A 21277-nucleotide genomic window follows, 5' to 3' on the forward strand; every position below is an offset into this window, starting at 1 on the left:
AGGTGGCCCGTGCCAACCTGGAGAAAAAGCAGCTGGACTTTGCGCTGGTGGAGTGACGGGGGAGGTCAGGATACTGAGCGAGTGAATATTTACTAATTAACAGAAAACATGAAAACAATCTTTATTACCGACCCGAAAGAGATAGAGTCCATCATCCTCAGCTGCCCTTATTGTACGGTGGGCATCACCGACCAGGAGGGCAACCCCTACGTTATTCCTATGAACTTTGCCTATGAAGACGGCGTGGTTTACCTGCACTCAGGCCCTACGGGCAGCAAACTGGAGATGCTGGAAAGGCATCCGCAGGTGTGCATCAGCTTTTGCGACGGACACGAACTGGTGTACATGCACCGGCAGATGGCCTGCTCGTACAGCATGAAGAGCCGCAGTGTGATGTGCCGCGGACGGGTGAGTTTCATTGAGGACATGGACGAGAAGCGCCGCATCCTCGGCCTGCTGATGAAGCACTACACGGACAACGAATGCGGATTCTCCGACCCCGCCGTACGCAACGTCAAGGTGTGGGCGGTGAAGGTGGAAGAAATGACTTGCAAATCATTTGGGCTGAGACCCAGCGAGGTATGATGGTTTGTGAATAATGGAAACCTGACAAAATGGGGGCGTGTCCTGATGGATATGCCCCCATTTGTCTGCATGGAGAATGCCGTCAGAGGGAACGCTCCGGCCAGTAGGCTGTATTGTTCGTACGGATGGCATGGTACCGGTCGCAGTGTTGCGCGGCGGGTACCAGTCTGAACCACCGTTTATATGCTCCTTCCGAACAGGTTGTCCACGGCCGCCTGATAGGTGGCCAGTTTGTTGGCTTTGTGTATGGCTTTCCTGGCCTTGCGGTCGGCCTCGGGCAGCAGGTATTCCCAGAAGGTTTTCATCTTGGTGAGCACTTGCAGGTCGCCGCCCTGAAGCTGGTCGGCATAGCGGGTGAACACGTCGGCGTGCATGGCGCGTACCTTTTCTTTCATTTCTTGGGCGGAGAGCGGTGTGCCGTGCTGGTATTCTACGGCCAGGGCCGGATTGGCCAGCAGTCCGCGTCCTATCATGACGCCCGTCAGGCGCGGAAAGCGTGCGGCCACGTTGCGTATGTCCTCCGTCGTCAGCAGGTCGCCGTTGTAGTACAGGGGGTGGCTGCATCCTTCGTAGAAGGCGGTAAATCCGTCCATATCTGTCTGCCCCTTGTATTGCTGTCTGCCCAGCCGTGGGTGCATGATGATGTGTGCCAGCGGCAGACTGTTGAGCAGGGGCAGCAGGGCGAGGCTCTCTTCGGGGTTCTCCCAGCCGAGGCGCATCTTGACGGAGAACCGCACGTCGGGGTACTTCTCTACGGCCACCGTGAGCAGTCGGCTGACTTCGTCGGGGTAGGGGAGCATGCCGGCGCCGTTGTGACGTTTGGCCAGGGTGGGAAAGGGGCAGCCCAGATTGATGTCCACATCCTTGAACCCTTTCTCCGTGAGCAGTGTCATAATCTGCTCCAGCCTGTCCACGTCCGGGGCAATGAGCTGGGGGACAAGGCTGACGCCTCGGTTGTTTTCGGGCTCCAGTTCGCGCACGTCCTTGCGGCGTATCTCGCCGTGCTCCACGCGGACGAAAGGGGTGTAATAGTTTTCTACTCCGCCGAAGAAGCGGGCGTGTGCCTGGCGGTAGATGGCGTCGGTGTAGCCCTGCAAGGGAGCAAAAAGGATGGGCAACGGATGGTTCATACTCTGTCTGGGTTGCATATTGGATATTTGAATTCAACTGGGGCTTTCCGGCGGCCGAAGCCTGCCTGAAAAAACAGACCGCAGATTTGCGCAAAGTTAGGAGTTTTTGCGGAAATCTGCGGTTGTCTTTGTCTTAAATTTGGCGGATGGTGGCAGTCTTCCTCCTGCGGTTGTCACGTGAGCTGCCTTCCGCTTCCGGTCTGGGCAGGATTACAGGTCGGCCGATTGGGTTACGCTTCTTCCCGACATTTCCTGCTGCGGCATTGCGAACGGGAGGTCGGTGGTCTTTCCGCCGCGTGTCAGGCTGATTCGGATGGTTTCCGGGTTTACGGACTCGCAGCGCGGATTGGCTACGCTGACTTTCTGCGTCCCTTCGTTCCACAGCAGGGCGCAGGGCTGGTCCGTGCGGATGACGTCTCCGTTTTCCAGCTTGAGTTCTCCCGGCTGGTAGAAGATGACTTCGGTGATGCCCAGTGTCTTGTGGCGCACGGCCTGCACCTTTTCGGTGTTGGCAAGAATCTGCACGGGGATGTCCTGGGCGTATTGCTTGGCATCGGCGGCTTTCTTCATGCCCGGATATACCAGGTAGGCATAGTTTCCAGCCTGGGGGCGTGTGCCGTGGTCTATGGTCAGGCTGAACAGCCCCTTCTCGTCGGAGAGGCGGCAGGCAGCCTGCGGGTCGAGGTTGAAGTAGCCCACTTGTCCGTGCAGTGCCCATTCAAGTCCGTTCAGTTGCTGCGTTCCTTTCAGCGTGGAGATTTTTCCGTTCTGTGCATAGCTCACTTTTCCGTCGGCGTTGCACTGGTTGACGGTGGTCAGCACTTCGTCCTTTCCGTCGGGATTGTTGATGCCGCTGCCCAGGCATACGTATTCGTTGTCGAAGTAGAACCATGCCTTGTTGGCTTTCAGCCCGTGGCGGTCCAGCATCATGCCGCACGCTCCGTAGATGCTGTCGCTGACGCCTCCGGCAAAATTGTTTCCGTTTCCGCCTTCTTCTCCCCATTCGGGTATGGGCAGCGGTTTGTTGCCTTGTTCGGCGGTGATGCCGGGATACTGGCGGTTGTTGAAGCGTTTGAAGAAGTCGCGGTCGTATTCGCGTCCGGTGACGAAGAGGTAGTTGACGCCGTTGGAAGCGTAGTAGTTGAAGTTTCCGTCGCCGTTTCCGGCCTCGTTGCCCACGGTGCGGGTGGAGGTCATGCGGCTGCTTGCCATGTAGTGCTTGCGGCGGTTAATCATGTAGTCAAAGCGCCAGAACATGCGGTTACCTTCCAGGCTGTTGTCTCCGGCAATGTGTTGCAAGGCCACTTTGGAGGCTTCTTTGGTCTCGGGACTGCTCAGTTTGTAGACACGTTCGGCCAGGTCTTTGACGGCGCCTGCATACTGGTTGGAACTGATGAAGCGTCCGGCGTTGTTGGGGTCGTGCTGCTTGCTGAAGAACACCCATTGCACGCCGTCGCAGAAGAGCCGTTGGAGCAGTTCTACACCTGTGCTCTGGTATTGGGTGTCTTTGCAGAACTCCAGGTAGGAGAGCATGGAGTTGACAAATTCCTTGCCGTAGCTGGTGAAGTAGAGCTGGCGTCCGTTGCCGCAGTGCTGCGCGAAGAGGTAGTCGGGCTGGATGCCTTCGACGGGCTGTATGGTGAGCAGCTGGTTCATCTTGGCCTGGAAGTCTTTCATCTGGGCGTCGTTCTCGGTCAGGACATTTGCAGCCAGCGAGCCCATGATGATGTCGGCGCCGTTGGCTCCGGTCATGTGCGAGGGGTTGGCGTTCTCGTAACTCCAGCGCAGGTACTTGATGGTCTTGTCGAACAGTGTCTTGTCCTGCCTGATTTCCTTGCTCATGAGTATAACGCTGGCAGACAGTTCCTTGGGATAGGGAATGAAGCGATACCACCAGTTCTTGGCCTGGTGGTTGGTGTCTACCCAGAAATTGAGTGCTTTCAGATAGGCCTCCTTCACTTCGCTTTTGTGATAGTAGGCGTTTTGCGGATGCTGGTAGGCGCAGGCCAGTGTGATGAGGTTCTGCACGTGTTTTCGCGGACTTCCGTCTGTGGCCCGGTAGTTGAGGGTGACAAAGGAGCCTTCGGGCGACATGAGTTTCAGCAGTCCCTCTACCGTGTCTTTTGACGGGTTCTTGCTCAGATATTTTTCGTACATGCGCTGATAGATGGTCTCAAAGTCGGAAGCTCTCGTACCGGCAGTACAGACCAGGCAGCAGACGAGCAGGCATATCGTTTTGATGGAAGTTGAAAAGGTCATTTTCTCAGAGGGTTAAATGGGTGAAACAAATGCAGGGAGAAAGCCTCACGGTTCCTCCCTGCCCAAAATGATTAAGGTACATTTTCTGATTAAGGTCAGAAGTCTTGTGCTATTTCTTGTCTTACGTTTTTTTCTTTATAGAGATACCTGCGGAACGTCGGGGAGGTAATGGCGTTACAGCCTGTGGTTCCGCAGATATTCGTTGCCCGGCATTATTCAGTCACTACTACAGTATATTCTTTGACAACCTGTGATTCATGCTTGTAGTTCCCGTTGGTTGCTACAAAAGTAGCGGTATATGTTCCCGGCGTGGCATAGGTATAGGTGTAGGAGTCCAGACGCTGGGAAATGTTCTTGATGCCGGTTCCTGAATCGGGAGTACATCCGTTGGGCACAATCAAGCTGGACACCAGCCACGCATACATGAGCGGGGTATCGGCCGGGCTGCTGTGGATGAAGAAAGCATTGGTGTCGGACAGATTCCATACGCCGGATGTATTGTTTGTAGCTGTTCCGTAGGGCTTTCCTTTTATCGTGTTGACTCTGCTTCCGCTGATTCCTGTCGCGTTCAGTACGTCGGGATGCGTATAGTACATGTTCAGTGCCGTGAAGCCGAATGAGGATGCCGAGAAGTTGGTTACAAGTCCGTTTGTCAGTGTGTTCACAATGGCCATGTTGTTGAACTGGAAACGGGACTGGACGGCGGAGTTGTCAATGCCTTCGTAGCGCAATGCGATGGCTATGCGTTTTCCCAAATAGGGAGTCATGTCGACATCGTAGGATATTGTTGTCGCCGTTTTGGGCAACTCATCTTGCGGGATGAGTGTCTGCCATTCGTGTGTTTCTACCAAAACGGAGTCTGCCTTGAAGTCGTTGGTTGCCAGTCCTTCGAAGGTATCCGAAATCAGAATCTGCATGATGTTGGCTGGCTTTCCATATTGTGCTTGCAGGCTGAACTGCAAGCGTGAACTTGAGATTTCGTTGAGGTCCACTTCTGTACGGTCTTTATAACGGTATTGAGCGCCGGATTCGCCACTGAAGAACGTCAGGAAATCGGCTTCTCCGCTGAATTGAAATTCTACAGGAGTTCCTGCCTTTACAGTTATAGTCTGGCCATCGAAGGTGGCATTCTCGCTGGTCGCAACGTTTACACCGAGTTGCGCATCTGCGGTAAGCTCGCTTTCACACGATGAAAGGGCAAGTCCCACCACGGAAATGATAGTAAATATTCTGTTCAGTTTCATGATTTTCATGATTAGTGTGTTTAAAGATTGATATTACCATCCCGGATTCTGAGTTACCTGGCTGTTGACAGATATTTCGCTGTCGGGAATGGGGAAATAGTTGTAGGCATCCGTTATCTGGAAGTAGGTCCAGACGCTGTATGTGTTGCCTCCATTCCATGTTCCTCCTTGTTGAGCCAGGGAGGCCAGTGCATTCATGTTCTTCACATATTCTCCCCAGCGGATGAGGTCGTAGCGGCGAGTGTATTCGAAACAGAGTTCCATGGCGCGTTCGTCCTTGACTGCCTGGCGGAATTCGTCAACGCCCATGCCTGCTTCCAGCGGCTGGATGCCGGCGCGTTCACGGACCTGGTTGATGCACTCATAGGCGAGCGACGTCGGGCCGTTGTTTACTTCGTTTTCGGCTTCGGCAACCATCAGCAGGACATCAGAGTAGCGGAGTACGGGGAAGTTGATGCTCGTAAAGTTCTTGTTCTTCTTGATGTCCTGTGATTCGTATTCGCGGCGGTATTTTCCGCAGGCACGCGATTTGCGTATGACAGAAGAGGCAGCGCGTTCATAGTCGCCAACCTTGTCGGCGGTGCTTTCGCCGTAGATGTACGACTGGTTCCACCAGTATTGCCCTTTCAGTTCTTCCAGCGTTCCGCTTTCAAACTGACGGCCGGTAACGCCCTTTCCTTTGGTCAGCTCGGTGTATTCGAAGGGGGCCAGATTCCAATAGAAACGTTCCTTGTCGCCGTTGGCCTCATACAAATCGTAGAGTTTCGGGGTCGACCAATAGAAGGCATAGCCGAAGCCGGGGTCGCTTGCACCGATTGCGCTTGTCTCGTTGGACTGGTCCGGACATTTGATGCCAATCAAGTTTCCGATACGTCCCTCGGCTCTTACTTCGTCTGTATAGTTACCTGCGAATTCCACTTCCCAGATGCTTTCGTTGGCGGTGGTGTTGTATTGGTCGGAGCACATGTCGATGAATACGTCCCAATAGTTCGGTGCCAGGCTGTGTCCTTCATTCAGTACCTTTTGTGCATAAACGTCTGCCTGACGGAAACATTCCTTGATGGCAGTGGCATCTCCGCTCATGTTGTCGCGGAAGTGTTCGCCGGCTCGGAACAGGTAAACACGTGCCAGGATGCCCCATGCCGCTGACTTGGAGATGCGTCCGGGGCGGTAGCTCAGGTCTGATGCGGATTTCAGGTGTTCGGCACACTCGGCCATCTCGGTAACGATGAAGTTATAGATGGTTTCCTTGTCCGTACGTGCTATTTCCAGGTTGTTGACGCTGTTGGTCGCAGTGGTTCTGAAGGGAACGTCTCCCCAGCCCTGTACCAGCGTGAAGTAATAGAAGGCGCGCAGGAAGCGGGCTTCGGCACGGTATTGCTCGCGAACCGTTTCGTCGAGGTCTGGTGTGGCATCGATATTCTCAAGCAACATGCAGGCGCGGTCAATTCCGCTGTAAAGTGTAATCCACAGATAGCTGAAATAGGGCGAGCTGGAGTTGGCGTTGTTGCAGGCAATGGTGCCGTTGGTGGCAGGGTTGCGTCCTCCGCCGTAGTGTGACAGGTCGTCGCCGGCATTCAAGTCCATGTAGTAGTTGCCATAGAAGTTCTGCGAGGCCAGCGGGGCGTACACCGAGGTCAGGAATGAGGCCACTTCGCTTTCGTTGTTGAAATAGTTTTCCGGTGACAATTGGTATGGCTCTTTCTCGAGGAAATCGCATGAGCTCACCGCTAACATTGCACAAAGGCCTAATATAGTATTTTTAAGAGATTTCATATAATTGGAGTATTTACGATATTAGAAACTTAAGTTGATACCAAAATTGACAGTAAGCGCCCGCGGATAGGACGAGAAGTCAAGTCCGGGAGTCAGGGCGGAAGTACTGCGGACAGATACTTCGGGGTCGTAACCGGAATAGTTGCTCAGGGTCCAGAGATTGGAGGCTGCCACATAGAGGCGTGCATTCTCTATTTTGTACTTGCTCAGGAATGTCTTGGGCACGGTGTAGCCCAGTGTGACTGTCTTCAGGCGCAGGAACGAGCCGTCTTCCACTACGCGCGATGAAATCACGAGGTTCGAGCTGGAGTTGGTGGCGGCGGGTATGTCGCTCGACGAGTTCTCGGGTGTCCAACGGTCTGCATAGGTTGCAAACTGGTTCAGCTCTTTCTTCTTCTGGAAGCCGCTTTCAAAGAACAGGCGGTTGGCGTTCAGGATGTCGTTGCCGTATGACCATTGGAAGAAGATGCTCAGGTCGAAGTTCTTGTACTCGAAGTTGTTGGTGAAACCGCCTGTGTGGATGGGCAAGCCGCGCCCAATCATGGTACGGTCGTTGGAGTCAATGATGCCGTCGCCGTTCAAATCCTTGTATCTGGGCATACCGGGCTGTGTGTTGCTCTCACTGGTATAGTGAGGGATGTTGTCTTTCAGCGTGTAGGTATTGCCGGATTTGTTGAAATCGTCGTACTTGTAAGTTCCTTCATAAATATAACCGTAAATCATGCCCATGGGGTAGCCGACCTTGGCGATGTAGTTGGGCTGGCTGTTGAAGTTCTGGTCGAACTGGGCGGTGCTCAGCAGGGCGGTCTGGCCTTCGGTCAGTTCAAGAACCTTGTTCTTGTTGAAAGCGATGTTGAAATTGGTGCTCCACTTGAAGTTCTTCTTGTCAATGTTGACCGTGTTCAGTGTCAGCTCGATACCGTCGTTGCGCACTTTACCGATGTTTTTCATGGCCGATACGTAGCCCGACGAGTAGGGGAGGGTGGCGTCCAGCAGCAGGTCGCGTGTGGTCTTGCGGTAAACGTCGGCCGTGAAGTTGATGCGGTCGTTGAAGAATCCCAGGTCAACACCCAGGTTCCACTGTTCGGTCGTTTCCCATTTCAGGTCATTGTTGGGCAGCGAAGTGGGTGCCATGCCGGCATTGCTGTTGTTGTTGTCGAACGGATAGACCGTGTTGGGGAGGTCGGCGTTGCTTACGTGCGACTTGATCATGTCCAGCAGGGCAAAGCGGTCGTATTCGCCGATGCGGTTATTGCCGCTGAGACCCCAGCTCAGACGCAGCTTGCCGTTTGAGAGTACGGACTTGGCCTTCTCCATGAACTTCTCTTCAGTGAAGCTCCATGCCACTGCAACTGAGGGGAAGTAGCCATAGCGGTTCTTCTTGGAGAATTTGGAGGAACCGTCGGTACGGAACGAACCGGTCACGTAGTATTTGTTGTCATAGTTGTAGTTGAAGTTGGCGAGGTAAGAGAGCATTGACCAGGACGACTTGAGCGAAGTGGAGCGGTCGAATACGCCTTGGTCCATACCTGCCATGCCCAGTGACTCGTTGGGGATGTTCTTGGTGCGGTACGAATAATACTCGTAGTCGGAGTTCTGCAGGGTGACACCGCCCAGCACGTTCAGGAAGTGTTTGTTCTTCCAGTTGGTCTGGTAGGTCAGGATGTTTTCGTTCAGCCACGTCAGGCGTTCCTGGCGTATGATTTCGGCATTGACCTTGTCGGTCGAGGTCGGGCCGCCGTAGCGTGTCATCGAGTTGTTGAAGGTGTCGGTGTGACGGTTGTCGTAAGTATAGCCGCCCGAAACTTTCAGCTTCAGCCCCTTGAGGATTTCGTACTGTACGTATCCGTTAATCTGCAGGTTGTTGACGTAATATTTCTTGTAGGCGTTCTTCAGGTCGGCAATCGGGTTGAAGCGGTAGTCGTTTGAAGAATCCAGTTCGTCGTCCAGCACGTTGTTCAGCAAATCGTCCAGCGTTCCGTTGGGACGGTTGACCGGGCGGTAGCCCCAAACGCTGTAGAAGAGGTTGTTCATACCGGAATAGGAGGTCTCGGAAGGAGAGTTGCCGGTCTGGATGGAGCGCGAGTAGTTGCTGTTCAGGCTGATGGTGAGCTTGTCGCGCTTGATGGTCGTATTCAGTCGCGATTGCAGGCGCTCGTAGTCTGTATTGAGCAGGATACCCTCCTGGTCGTAGTAGGAAACGGAGGCGCTGTAACGGATGCCTTCCGAGCCGCCGGCCAGGCGTACGTTGTGGCTCTGCTGCCAGGCTGTGCGGAAGACTTCATCCTGGTAGTTGTTCTGGGCAATGTTGCGGTAGTCTTCCAGTCCCCACTGCTTGCCGTTGTAGTTCATAAAGTAGGTGCTTGAAATGCCGGTGGGGTCTATTTCGTTCTGCAGCTTTACGAATTCATACGCATCCATCATTTCGATGGTCTTGGTCGCGTTGGATACACCGAAGCTGCCGTCGTACGAGATTTGGGCACGTCCGGTCTTGCCTTGCTTGGTGGTGATGATGACAACACCGTTGGCACCGCGCGAACCGTAGATGGCGGTTGCCGACGCGTCTTTCAGGATGTTGATTGACTCAATATCGCTCGGGTTGATGGAGCTGCCGGCATCGGCATCTTCCATCGGGAAGCCGTCGATGATATATAGAGGTGTGTTGTCTTGTGTCAGAGAGTTGTTGCCGCGGATGGTGATGTTCATGGTGGCACCCGGCATGCCTTCGCCCGATGATACGTTTACTCCGGCGATGCGGCCGCCCAATGCCTGGTCGAAAGAGGCTACGGGGGTGTTCAGCAGGTCTTTCATGTTGGCTTCGCCGACCGAACCTGTCAGGTCGCGTTTGCGCACTTCCTGATAGCCGACCACAACCACTTCGTCCAATGTCTGTGTGTCTTCTACCATCGAGATGGAAAATTCTTTTTGGCTGCCCACCGTCACTTCCTGTGTCTTATATCCGATGAAAGAAAATACAAGGACATCGGTAGGCTTTACATTCGGCAGTGTGAACTGGCCGTTGAGGTCGGTGATGGTTCCGTTGCTGGTACCTTTGATCACAACGCTTACACCGGGGAGTTCTCCCATGGCATCGATAACTTTACCTGTAACCTGACCACCTGTCTGAGCTTGCAGACCCAAGCTGAACAAAATTGCCAGTAGCATTAAGGTTACTTTTTGTCTCATAATATTAATTTAATTAGTTAATGATAAAATATGATTCATAAGTATAGACAGCAGCGGAAGCGGGGGTTGCGGCAAGGGGCGGGCGAAACTCGTCTGTTGTCTGTTGCCGGAACTGTCTGCCCTGCGGGCTTCGTTTCCGCCGGCGTCAAAATGACTTCGCAAATGTAGCGTGGCAATGCTGTTGCGCATGGTTGTTATTGTCCGCTTTTTGTCCGATTTCGTACTTTGCCCGCTCCCGGATGCTTTTGCTGCATGTTTTGTACGGGATTGTCATGCGCATGCCCTCCTCCGCGCTTGTGCGCTGCCTGTTCATGGAGGAGGGTTCCGCATGGCATGCGATTATTCCTTCCTGTTCTTTATTTTCTCCAGCAGGGCGGCAAGTTCCTTTACCTTTTCCGGATGTTCTTTGGCCACGTTCTCTTTTTCCGAAGGGTCCTGGGCGATGTCGTACAGTTGGGGTTCGGGTGTGTTGCCCAGCTCCATTTTTGTCCAGTACTCGTAGGCCGGCTTGTCGCTCGGCTCTATGTATTTCCATTCCTTCTGTATGATGGACAACGTGTTGTGGAGGTTCTGCTGTACGATGTAGTCGCAGCCTACGGTGTCGGCTCCCAGGAACGTGTCGAGGCAGTCGCGGCTGTCGGGTGCCGCTCCTGCGGGAATCTCGTAGCCCAGCAGTCTGGCAAACGATGCATAGACGTCAATCATGGAGAACAGGGCCTGCTGCTTGCCGGGCTTGATGCCGGCCGGCCAGCGCACGATGAACGGAATGCGGGTGCCGGCTTCGTAGGCGCTGTATTTGCCGCCGCGGTAGTGCTTCATGGGCGTGTGTCCGTTCAGCAGCTCGAAGGCCTGGTCCTGGTAGCCGTCGTCGATGACGGGACCGTTGTCGCTGCAGAACACGAAGATGGTGTTGTCGGCCAGGTTCAGGCTGTCCAGCGTGTGCATGATTTCGCCCACCGTCCAGTCGAGCTGCAGGATAACGTCGCCGCGGGGGCCGAGGCCGCTCTTTCCGGCAAAGCGGGGATGGGGTACGCGGGGCACGTGGACGTCCTGGGTGCCCATATAGAGGAAGAACGGTTCGTCCTTATGGGCGATGATGAAATCCTTGGCCTTGCCGGTGATGTTGTCGGCAATGTCCTCGTCTACCCAGAGGGCCGATTTGCCGCCTGTCATCCAGCCGATGCGGGGAATTCCGTTGATGATGGTGTTGTTGTGTCCCTGGCTGGGTTTCATCTTTACCAGTTCGGGGTTTTCCAGTCCGGTGGGCCAGTCGCCTACCTTGTGGTCGTAGCTGACGGTAATCGGGTCGTTGGGGTCGAGGTTGACCACGCGTCCGTTTTCAACGAACACGCAGGGCACCCGGTCTACGGTGGCGGGGATGATGAACTCGTAGTCGAACCCGATGTCCTGTGTGTTGGGCTTTATCAGGGTGTTGAAGTCGGTGCCTCCCTTGGGACCCAGTCCCAGGTGCCATTTCCCGACCGCTCCGGTCGCATAGCCTTCGGCCTTGAACATGTCGGCCATGGTGACGCGGGCCGTGTCGATAATCAGCTCGGAGTTGCCGGGGGCGATGCCGGTGTTCTCCTGCCTCCACGGATACATGCCGGTCAGCAGTCCGAAACGCGAGGGTGTACTGGTCGAGGAGGTGGCATAGGCGTTGGTGAACTGCATTCCTTGTCCGGCCAGGCGGTCAATGTTCGGGGTGTTCACTTTCGTGGCGCCGTAACAGCTCAGGTCGCCGATGCCGAGGTCGTCGGTAATCAGATAGATGACGTTGGGCTTTTGTCCGGTCGGGTTGTCGTTCCCTTTGGGGGCTTTGTTGCCGCAGTTGCTTAAAAGAAAGGCTCCAGGAAGCAGCGTTACGAGGTAGGAGAAATTTTTCATTGTTCTGAGTATTAGTTTACGCCGCAAAAGTAGGCGTATGCCGGGTGTGCGGGCGTATAATGTTGTACAGAAGATGGGTGAAAATGTACAGACTGCCTATTATGGAGCTTCCATGGACTATTTGTACATCTGTAAACCAGTGTTTAAGGTGAATCCGGCCGGGCTGTGGGGGCGGGCCATTGCCGCGCTGTGACGGCACCGGTCCGGCAGCCCGGAGGCACCGCATCGGCGGGGCGCAGCCGGCAGGGGCTGTGCTCCGCTTGCGGGATGCTTGCACGGTGTGCGGACGATGCTTGCACGGTGTACGGACGATGCTTGCATGGTGTACGGACGATGCTTGCACGGTGTGCGGACGATGCAGGCACGGTCCGGGCGCCGGCTTTCGAGGCTGGAGGCGGGAATCATCCGGGTGCGGTCCGCCGGCCGTTTCCCGGGTTCCTGCATGGCTCTGGCGGCGGGTCCGGCCGTGGGGCGGGCGGCTTTACTCTTTGCCGTCGTCCCACGCCTCTTCTTCCTCTTTGCCTTCTTCCCCTTTGCGATAGGCCAGCGGGCTGATGTGGTAGACGTCTTTGAAGCATTTGGCGAAGTAGCGCGCCGAACTGAACCCGATGCGTTCGGATATTTCCGTAATGTTCAGTTCCGGATTGTTGCGCAGCATGAGCGCGCCCTTCTTCAGGCGTATGGTCAGCAGGAAGTCGTTCGGCGTTTGTCCGGTGATGGCTTTCAGCTTGGCAAACAGGTTGGTGCGTGCCATGCCCATTTCGCGGGCAAAGACGTTCACGTTGAATTCCGTATCGTCCAGGTGCTTTTCTATGATTTCCATGGCACGGTCCAGCAATTCCTTGTCTATCGGGTTGGTGGCCAGCATCTGTGCGGATGCCTGGGGCTGCTTGCTGAATTTCTCCTGGAGTATGATGCGCGAGTTCACGAGGTTGTTGCAGCGCGATATCAGCAGGTTCGTGTTGAAGGGCTTGGTGATGTAGTCGTCTGCTCCGATGCGCAGGCCTTCGATGTTCTGCTCGATGGCCGTGCGTGCGGTGAGCAGCACCACGGGAATGTGGCACGTGTTGAAGTCTCCTTTAATCTGTTTGCACAGTTCGGTGCCCGACATGCGCGGCATGACGACGTCGCTGACAACGATGTTGGGCATCTCCCGGCGTACGGTTTCCAGTCCCTCTGCGCCGTCGGCGGCTGTCAGAACGTGGTAATAGGGTTTGAATATGTTGGCCAGCATCTCGCGGATGGAGTCGTTGTCCTCCACAATCAGCATTTTGCTTTCCGGCAGTTGTCTGAGCGGGGCGTTTTCTTCCTCCGGTTCTGGGGTCGCAAGGCCCTCCATCTCGGGATGGGCAATTTCCACCTGTTCCATGCTTTCGTTCTGGCGGCAGATTTGCTCTTCTGTGAAGTGCATGTTGCCCAGCGGCAGGCTGACGATGAAGCAGCTTCCCTTTCCGAGCTCGCTTTCTACGCGGATGGTGCCGTGGTGCAGTTCCACGATGCCTTTGGTCAGGGCCAGTCCGATGCCGGTGCCTCCCTGGTTGTAGCCCGGTTCGGGCGTTTCCGTCTGGTAGAAGCGGTCGAATATCTTGTCCACTTCCTTGGCGTCAATTCCGCTTCCGGTATCGGTCACGCGGATGACGGCGTTGTTCCCTTCCGTTCGGATGCTTAGGGTGATGCTGTCTTTGGCCTGGGTGTGCTTCATGGCATTGGAAAGCAGGTTGTTCACCACTTTCTGCATCTGCTTCTGGTCGTACCATACTTCCAGGCTGTCTGTTTCCTTTTCAAAACTGAGCTCAATTTGCTTGACGGTGGCATATTCCTGGAACAGCAGGAAGTTCTCGTACAGGAACTTCACGATGTTGTGCGGGCTGACCTTTATTTTCATGTGTCCCTGTTCCTGCTTGCGGAAGTCGAGCAGTTCGGTTATCAGTTCGCGCAGTTGTATGCTGTTTTTGTAGATGCTCAATACCTTATTATATATGGTCGGCGTAAAGCTCTGTACCTGCAACAGTGTTTCCACCTGTGCCACAATGAGCGTCAGCGGCGTGCGGAATTCGTGCGAGATGTTGGTGAAGAAGCGCAGTTTGGACTGGTTCAGGGCTTCGACGTCCTTGATGTGTTTCTGTTCGTATTTCAGCGATTCGCGCAGCTTGATTCTGGACTTGTAAGTGCGTATGAGGTACCAGAGCAGTACCCCGAGTACGGTGAGGTAGGTCAGATAGGCCAGTGGCGTCTTGTAGTAGGGCGGCAGGATGTGTATGGTCAGTTCTATCTGCGGACAGATGCTCGCGTCCTTCCCTTCGGGTTTGATAAGCAGGTGGTAGGTTCCGGCGTTCAGGTTGGTGTAGGTGATGGTGTGCAGTCCGCGCGTACTGTTCCAGTCTTGCGAAAAGCCTTCCAGTTTGTAGATGATGTCGTCCTTGTTGGCGGGGATGTAGTTGGAGGTGGCAAACTCGATGCTGAACATGTTCTGGTCGGCATTGAGGGTAATCTCTTTGGTATGGCACAGCGAGTTCTGCAGGATGCCCGATTCGTCTCCCGCCTGTATCTCCTTGCCGTTCACGATGAGGCGCGAAAGGATGATTTTGTAAGGTTTGGGCGTGAAGTTCAGTTCCATTTCGTGGAACGAAATCATGCCCTGGGTTCCTCCCAGGTAGATTTCACCGTCGCTGGTGACGCAGAGCGCGTTTTCGTTGACGGCCGTCAGCGGAAAGCCGTTTTCGGTGCTGTAGTTCTGGAAAGTCTGCTTCTTGTAGTCGAAGATGGAGAATCCCTGGTTGGTAATCATCAGCAGCTTGCCGCTGACGGGCGATTCCTTGCATTCGTAGATGCAGTCGCTGGCCAGCCCGTTCTTGGCGTGGTCAAAGTTCTCGAAGTCATCGCTTCCGGGACGGTAGCGGTCCAGTCCGCTTCCCGAAGTGGAGAACCAGAGGTTGCCTTTGCTGTCCTGTGTAATGTTGTTTACGTTGTTGTTGCTGAGGCTGTGCGGGTTCTTGGGGTCGTAGCGGTAGTTGGTCAGCTTGCGGGTGTCAAAGCGGTAGCTGAACACGCCCTCGCCCGTGGCGGCAATCCAGAGGGTGCCGTTCCGGTCAAACACGACGTCGGCCACCATCCTGATTTTTCGGCCTTCGTTGCTGTCCTTGAAGAGCTGTCGGCATTTTCCCGTGTCGGGGTCAAACAGGCATACGCCGTTCTGCGTGGCTATAATCAGTAGCCTGCCGTAGGGGATGATGTCTCGCACAATGTCCGAAGGCAGCGATTCCGGATTGTTTTCTTCCATGCGGTAGTGGCTGAACCGTCCGCTGCGTATGTCCAGCTTGTTCAGTCCGCCGAGGTGTGTTCCTATCCAGATCACTTCGTTCTTTTCATCGTAGTACAGGGACTTCACATTGTTGTGCGAGATGCTGTTGGCCGGATTGCTGCCGGGACGGTACCACTTGAATTCCCGTGTCCGCCGGTTGTAGTAGTTCAGTCCGCCGCCTTCTGTACCGATCCACAGATTGCCTTCCTTGTCTTCGATGGTGCGCCCCACGACAGGGTTGCTCAGTCCCTTTTTTTCTTCGGGCGAGTAGTTGTAGCGCGTATAGATTTCGTATTCGGGATTGAAGTAGTTGATGCCTCCGAAGTAAGTTCCCAGCCAGAGGGTTCCCTGCTTGTCCTTTACGATGCACCAGATGGAAGAGTGGGTCAGTCCGTCGGCCAGCACGTCATCAGCCGTGTGGTTCTGGAAGAGTCCGGTTGACTTGTTGTAGCGGTTCAGTCCGGTGAAGGTTCCTATCCATATATTCCCCAGATTGTCTTCGCAGCAGGCCCTGACGAAGTCTGACGAAATGCTGTGCGGGTTCTGGGGGTCATAGCGGAAGTTCTGCATGCTCCCGTCTGGCTTTATGCGGAACAGCCCGTGTTTCCAGCTGCCTATCCACAGGTCGCCGCTGCTGTCCTGGTAGATGCTGGTGATGTTTCCCTTTTCGATGGGGTGCGTCAGCTGCTTGTCCGTCAGTTGCAGACGGTAGATGCCGTCGGTGGTGGTGCCCATCCATAGTGCTTCCTTGTCCATGTGCATGCAGCATATTTCCACTCCGGCTCCTGCCAGCTGGTAATATAGGTCAAAGTTGCCGGTTTTTTCGTTGTAATGGTAGATTTCGTTTTTCTTGCCTATGTAAAGCCCGTTGTTGTAATAGATGCTGTGTATGTTTCCTTGCAGCAGGGTTGTGAACTTCTGGGTAACAAGGTTGAATTCGGCTATCCCGTCCGTGCAGAGGAGGTAGATTTTTCCGTCGAGATTGCCGACAATGCGCAGGATGGTGTTGCAGAAGAGGCTGTTTGGATTGTTCTTTTCCAGTTTGTACGTCTGTATGTCTTCTCCGTTGTAGCGGTTCAGGCCTTCACGTGTACCTATCCACAGAATCCCGTTCTCGTCTATGTAGAGGCTGTTTACCGAGAACTGTGAAAGACCGTCGTCAGTGGTCAGATGGTTGAATATGATGTTTTGTCCCTGCAAGGTTGCAGAAACCAGACATATCAGGAACAGTATGGATAGGGTTAACTTATGCACTTTAGGTTATTTTAAAAGGATTGTTTGACAAAGTTACTATAAAAAATGGAAAACAAAATGATAAGGTCTATTTTTTGCAGCGTTTGCTTGCCTTCTGCAAGCCTTTAAAGGGCTGGTAGGTTGTGCGGATGCCTTTAGAACAACACGTCCGAAGTGTCTGACAAATACCCAAATTGTGCAAAAATATCTGTTTATTTCCTCCTTGTTTGTGCTCATATCCGCTAAAATGTATATTTTTGGAAGCGTATCGGACTAATTTGCCTTTCCCGTATGGTCGAAAGGCCTTACCTTTGCGCAAGGTTGACCTGCGGAAACCGAAGTGATTCATTTTTATTTTTCTAACTTTTCAATTTTTGTAGTTTGCTATGAAAGACCTTTTATCTATTGTATCTCATTTCAAAATTCAAGGTTCTGTACAGGAAATCAAGCCTCTGGGTTCAGGGCTGATTAACGACACCTATCTGGTGGCCACCGGAGACGGAACTCCCGACTACGTGCTGCAACGCATCAACCACTCCATTTTCCAGAACGTGGAAATGCTTCAGGCCAACATCTCGGCCGTGACGGGGCACATCCGCAAGAAACTGGAGGCGAAAGGTGAAAAAGATATTGAGCGCAAAGTGCTCCACTTCATTGAAGCCGACAACGGCAAGACTTATTGGTTCGACGGCGAGAACTACTGGCGGGTGATGGTGTTCATTCCCCGTGCCAAGACCTATGAAACTGTCAATCCCGAGTATTCTTATTACGCCGGTGTCGCATTCGGCAACTTCCAGGCCATGCTGGCCGATATTCCCGACAAGCTGGGTGAGACCATTCCCGACTTCCACAACATGGAATTCCGTCTGAAGCAGCTGCGGGACGCCGTAGCCGCCGATGCCGCCGGACGTGTCAAGGAGGTACAGTATTACCTGGACGAAATTGAACGCCGTGCCGAAGAAATGTGCAAGGCCGAGCGCCTGCACCGTGAGGGCGCATTGCCCAAACGCGTCTGCCACTGCGACACGAAGGTGAACAACATGATGTTCGACGAGGACGGCAGCGTGCTCTGCGTCATCGACCTCGACACCGTGATGCCCAGCTTCATCTTCTCCGACTACGGAGACTTCCTGCGCTCCGCCGCCAATACGGGTCTGGAGGACGACAAGAACCTGGACAACGTCAACTTCAACATGGAGATTTTCAAGGCCTTCACCAAGGGCTATCTGGAGTCTGCCAAGTCTTTCCTGCTGCCCGTCGAGGTGGAGAACCTGCCCTACGCCGCCGCCCTCTTCCCCTACATGCAGTGCGTGCGCTTCCTGGCCGACTACATCAACGGCGACACCTATTATAAGATACAATATCCCGAGCACAACCTGGTGCGCACCAAGGCGCAGTTCAAGTTGTTGCAGAGCGTGGAGGAGCATACTCCTGCCATGAAGGAATTCATCGCTTCGTGCATGGGATAAAAAACGTTGCGTTATGAAAGAACTGTGGATAAAGAAAATCTCGGCGGAGGGTCTCTCCGCCGAGGCGGTGCCCGCGCTGCTGGACAAGGAAGGAGTGGCCTTCCAGCCCATTGACAACGTGAATTGGGCCGAGTGGCCCTACCGTCCCGAGGTGCGTTTCCGTGCCGCCCATACGTCCGATGCCATCCTGCTCCACTACCGGGTGAGCGAGGCTTCGGTGCGTGCCGTGGCCGGAGCCGACAACGGCCCCGTGTGGGAAGATGCCTGTGTGGAGTTCTTCTCGGTGCCAGCCGCCGACGGAGTCTATTATAATATGGAATGTAACTGTGCCGGAACCCTGCTGGTGGGCGCGGGTGCCGGACGCGAGGACCGCCGGCGTGCCCCGCAGGACGTGCTCGACCGCGTGCAGCGCTGGACTTCGCTGGGCCGCGCCTCCTTCGAGGAGCGCGTGGGCGAATGCAGTTGGGAGCTGGCCCTGATTGTCCCCTGTTCCACCTTCTTCCTGCACGACCTCCGCTCGCTGGACGGACTGACCATGACGGGCAATTTCTACAAGTGTGGCGACAAGCTCCGTACACCCCACTTCCTTTCGTGGAATCCGATAGACTTGCCTTCCCCCAACTTCCACTGCCCGCAGTTCTTCGGCACACTGCGGTTTGAGTGACGGGAAGAGAAGGGGACTGCAATGTCCCGGCCCTTTCATCGTATGAGTGACGGGCTGCAAGTGGCGGGTTGATTTGCCCCGTCCTTGCAGCCCGTCACTGTTTGGCGAGGCTTTAAAGTTCCATGACGCGTTGCTCGAAAGTCTCCTTGTCGCCCTTGGCCTTGTTGCGCAGCTTGCTGCGGTAGTTGTAGATGGTGGTCAGGGAGTAGCCCAGAAAGTGGGCGATGCGGTTGGAGTCTGCGATGCCCAGCCTTATCAGCGCGAAGATGCGCAGTTCCGTGCTCAGCAGTTCGCCCGGCTTCGGGCTGATTTCCTCGCCTTCGGCAAGCAGGCCGTTGAAGTCGGCCACAAAATTGGGGAACAGTTCGAGGAACGAGCGGTCAAACTCCATATAGAAGTTCTTGCGTTCCTCGCGGATGGTTTCGGTGGAGCGTATTGCCTTGAACAGGTCCTCTATTTTCGATGACATGGCCAGCTTCTCCAGCGAGCGGCGGTTCTGCTCCATCTGCTCCAGGTAATAGACGCAGCGGTCCAGATAATGGGCAATGTAGGCTTCCTTGATTTTCCCCGTCAGCGCCAGTTCTCCGTTCGATGTTTCCAGCTTTTGGTTGGCTGTGGCAAGCTCTGCCCTCATTTCCGCCATCTTTTTCGTCCACCAGCCCAGCCCGGTCACTATGACTGCCAGTAGAATGAACAGAATGAAACTCACAATCAAAAGCAGCTGGGTCCTTTGGTGGGCTTCTTCTTTCATCTTGCCAAAATTTTTATGGATGATGGCATAGAAGTTCCCGCTTTCCATCGTGCGCAGCCGTGCGTTGCAGGCGATGGCGTCTTCCGCAGAGCAGACCACGTAGCGGAAGGCCCGTTCGATGTCCCCTTGCTGATACAATATCCACGCCAGCTTTTGCAGGGCCGCATATTCGCGCACCGCGGACTGCAGGTCCAGGATGGCGGTCTGTGCCAGGTGATAGATGAGCTGTGTGGTGTCGCCTTCCATCCAGTAGGCTTCGGACAGGGCATAGTGCAGGTAGGTGCGCGGCTTGGTGTCCGTTGCTTCCGCCAGCAGTTTTTCCAGTCGTCGGGCCACCTCTCCCGGCTTTTCGGTCAGCAGCAGTTTTTCGGAGAACACGATGTCGTGGTTGGTGTCGGGGGGCAGCAGGGTCAGGATGGAGTCCCGGTACTCGTTGGCTTTTCGGGCATACAGGTCGCCGCCATACGGCCCTTCCACATATTCCGCCATGTTGGTGTAGTGCGAGCAGCAGACGCTGTAATAATACCCCCTCATGCCCGGGCTCATGATGGAGTGGTCCACCGCCTTCAGGGTGTTGTGGGTCTCCAGGCACAGCCCCATCACGCCGTACACCTCGGCACGGTTTATCAAGACTTCGTTCTGCAAGTCCGGATTGTTGAGCAGGGGCAGCATTTCTTCTTTCTTTCCGACATAATAAAAGGAAGAGTCCGCCTGGTAGTGCAGGTACTCATAGAACAGCGAGCCGTAGAGCGAATACTTTTTCCATTTGTCTTCCGCCCGGGCCGCCTCTTTCCGCAGGCTGTCAATCTTGGCTTCCTGGCGGGCGTGGATGGCGGGCTTGGCTTCGATGAGCGAGTCCAGTTTCTGCAATGCTTCTTTTATCTTGCCTTCATCGGCCGCAGCGTGGGCGGCGGGAGCAATGAATGTCAAGATGATGCAGGTCATCAGGAATACGATGGTTTTCATAGGCTTGTACATCTCTTAAGAGCTTGAAGGTTTTGTTTGCGGTATGTCGCAAAGATAAATATTTTATTTGATATTACTTTTCTGAGGCCTGCTTCTTTCTACATTCCATTTACTTTTTGCCCTATTCCATTTTGATTTATCTGCCTGATAGATAGACAGATGGTTTTTCGTTTCATTTATATTTTAAAAATAACGGCAAAAACGGTTTTGATTCTAAAATAACTTTGCGGCATCAAACTCAAGCTCGTAAGCACTATGAAAAGAGAACGCACACTTTTCCTTTTATTCTTGCTCCTCGCCTTGTCGGCAGAGGCCTTCGGGCAGCAGGCAGTCCTTAAGACCAACCTGCTCTATTGGACTACCGGGACGCCCAATCTCAGTGTGGAGGTCGCCACGGGAAAGAAGCATTCCTTCTCGCTGGCTGGCGGTTTCCAGCCCTGGCAATACTCCGACAGCAAGAAGCTGAAGCATTGGCTCCTGCAGCCCGAGTTCCGCTATTGGCCCTGCGAGACCTTCAACAGCCACTTCTGGGGCATCCACGCGCTGGGCGGGCAGTTCAATGCCGGCGGCGTCAAGCTCCCCTTCGGCATCTTCCCCGCGCTCGGGGAGAACCGCTACCAGGGCTGGGCCGTGGGCGCAGGCCTTTCCTACGGCTACCACTGGATGCTCAACCGCAAGTGGAGCCTGGAGTTCAGCCTCGGAGTGGGATACCTGTACATTGACTACAAGAAGTACAAGTGCGCCCAGTGCGGCGAGGCGCAGAAAGACACCCACCGCAACTACGTAGGCCCCACCAAGGCCGCCATTAACCTGATTTATGTACTATAAA

General features: G+C 54.4%; 12 protein-coding genes. 4 read left to right on the forward strand and 8 right to left on the reverse strand.

The genetic code is table 11. The annotated features are described in order from the left end of the window. The first annotated feature begins 108 nt into the window (after window positions 1-108). The gene (locus tag Q1Y74_RS06485; RefSeq protein WP_300813084.1) at window positions 109-585 is read left to right on the forward strand and encodes a pyridoxamine 5'-phosphate oxidase family protein; all 477 of its coding nucleotides are present in this window, start codon (window positions 109-111) and stop codon (window positions 583-585) included. A 179-nt stretch (window positions 586-764) separates the two neighbouring features. On the opposite strand, the gene Q1Y74_RS06490 is transcribed toward Q1Y74_RS06485, so the two are convergent. The 7 genes from Q1Y74_RS06490 to Q1Y74_RS06520 all read right to left on the reverse strand — a co-directional run bounded on the left by Q1Y74_RS06490 (window position 765) and on the right by Q1Y74_RS06520 (window position 16619). Further along, window positions 765-1715 (reverse strand): tRNA-dihydrouridine synthase family protein, encoded by a 951-nt coding sequence (locus Q1Y74_RS06490; protein ID WP_300813086.1) that lies wholly within the window; start codon window positions 1713-1715, stop codon window positions 765-767. Window positions 1716-1925: 210 nt separating this feature from the next. Continuing rightward, the gene (locus Q1Y74_RS06495) at window positions 1926-3974 is read right to left on the reverse strand and encodes a polysaccharide lyase family 8 super-sandwich domain-containing protein (RefSeq protein WP_300813088.1); all 2049 of its coding nucleotides are present in this window, start codon (window positions 3972-3974) and stop codon (window positions 1926-1928) included. A 212-nt stretch (window positions 3975-4186) separates the two neighbouring features. Beyond that, a complete protein-coding gene (locus tag Q1Y74_RS06500) occupies window positions 4187-5227 on the reverse strand; it encodes a DUF5017 domain-containing protein (protein WP_300813089.1) in 1041 nt (346 codons plus the stop codon). A 24-nt stretch (window positions 5228-5251) separates the two neighbouring features. After that, entirely contained in the window at window positions 5252-6994 is a 1743-nt protein-coding gene (locus Q1Y74_RS06505) for a RagB/SusD family nutrient uptake outer membrane protein (RefSeq protein WP_300813091.1), read from the reverse strand. A gap of 21 nt (window positions 6995-7015) precedes the next feature. After that, a complete protein-coding gene (locus Q1Y74_RS06510) occupies window positions 7016-10180 on the reverse strand; it encodes a TonB-dependent receptor (RefSeq protein WP_300813093.1) in 3165 nt (1054 codons plus the stop codon). A 339-nt stretch (window positions 10181-10519) separates the two neighbouring features. After that, on the reverse strand, window positions 10520-12064 hold the full coding sequence (locus Q1Y74_RS06515; protein WP_300813094.1) for an arylsulfatase: 1545 nt from the start codon (window positions 12062-12064) through the stop codon (window positions 10520-10522). A 481-nt stretch (window positions 12065-12545) separates the two neighbouring features. Further along, window positions 12546-16619 carry a two-component regulator propeller domain-containing protein gene (locus tag Q1Y74_RS06520; RefSeq protein WP_300813096.1) on the reverse strand — a complete coding sequence of 1358 codons (4074 nt, stop codon included), beginning with the start codon at window positions 16617-16619 and terminating at the stop codon, window positions 12546-12548. 365 nt (window positions 16620-16984) lie between these two features. On the opposite strand from Q1Y74_RS06520, the gene Q1Y74_RS06525 reads away from it, so the two are divergent. Both Q1Y74_RS06525 and Q1Y74_RS06530 read left to right on the forward strand, forming a co-directional pair. Further along, window positions 16985-18067, forward strand: coding sequence for an aminoglycoside phosphotransferase family protein (locus Q1Y74_RS06525; protein WP_300813098.1), 1083 nt, complete (start codon window positions 16985-16987; stop codon window positions 18065-18067). 13 nt (window positions 18068-18080) lie between these two features. Further along, window positions 18081-18731, forward strand: coding sequence for a carbohydrate-binding family 9-like protein (locus Q1Y74_RS06530; protein ID WP_300813100.1), 651 nt, complete (start codon window positions 18081-18083; stop codon window positions 18729-18731). A 112-nt stretch (window positions 18732-18843) separates the two neighbouring features. Here Q1Y74_RS06530 and Q1Y74_RS06535 read toward each other — a convergent pair whose 3' ends face one another. Next, window positions 18844-20448 carry a DUF6377 domain-containing protein gene (locus tag Q1Y74_RS06535; RefSeq protein ID WP_300813102.1) on the reverse strand — a complete coding sequence of 535 codons (1605 nt, stop codon included), beginning with the start codon at window positions 20446-20448 and terminating at the stop codon, window positions 18844-18846. Window positions 20449-20703: 255 nt separating this feature from the next. Between Q1Y74_RS06535 and Q1Y74_RS06540 the strand changes: the two genes are divergently transcribed. After that, the gene (locus tag Q1Y74_RS06540; RefSeq protein WP_300813104.1) at window positions 20704-21276 is read left to right on the forward strand and encodes a DUF3575 domain-containing protein; all 573 of its coding nucleotides are present in this window, start codon (window positions 20704-20706) and stop codon (window positions 21274-21276) included. Window position 21277 lies beyond the last annotated feature (1 nt).

The organism is uncultured Bacteroides sp., assembly GCF_949298305.1.
Classification (GTDB): Bacteria; Bacteroidota; Bacteroidia; order Bacteroidales; family Bacteroidaceae; genus Bacteroides.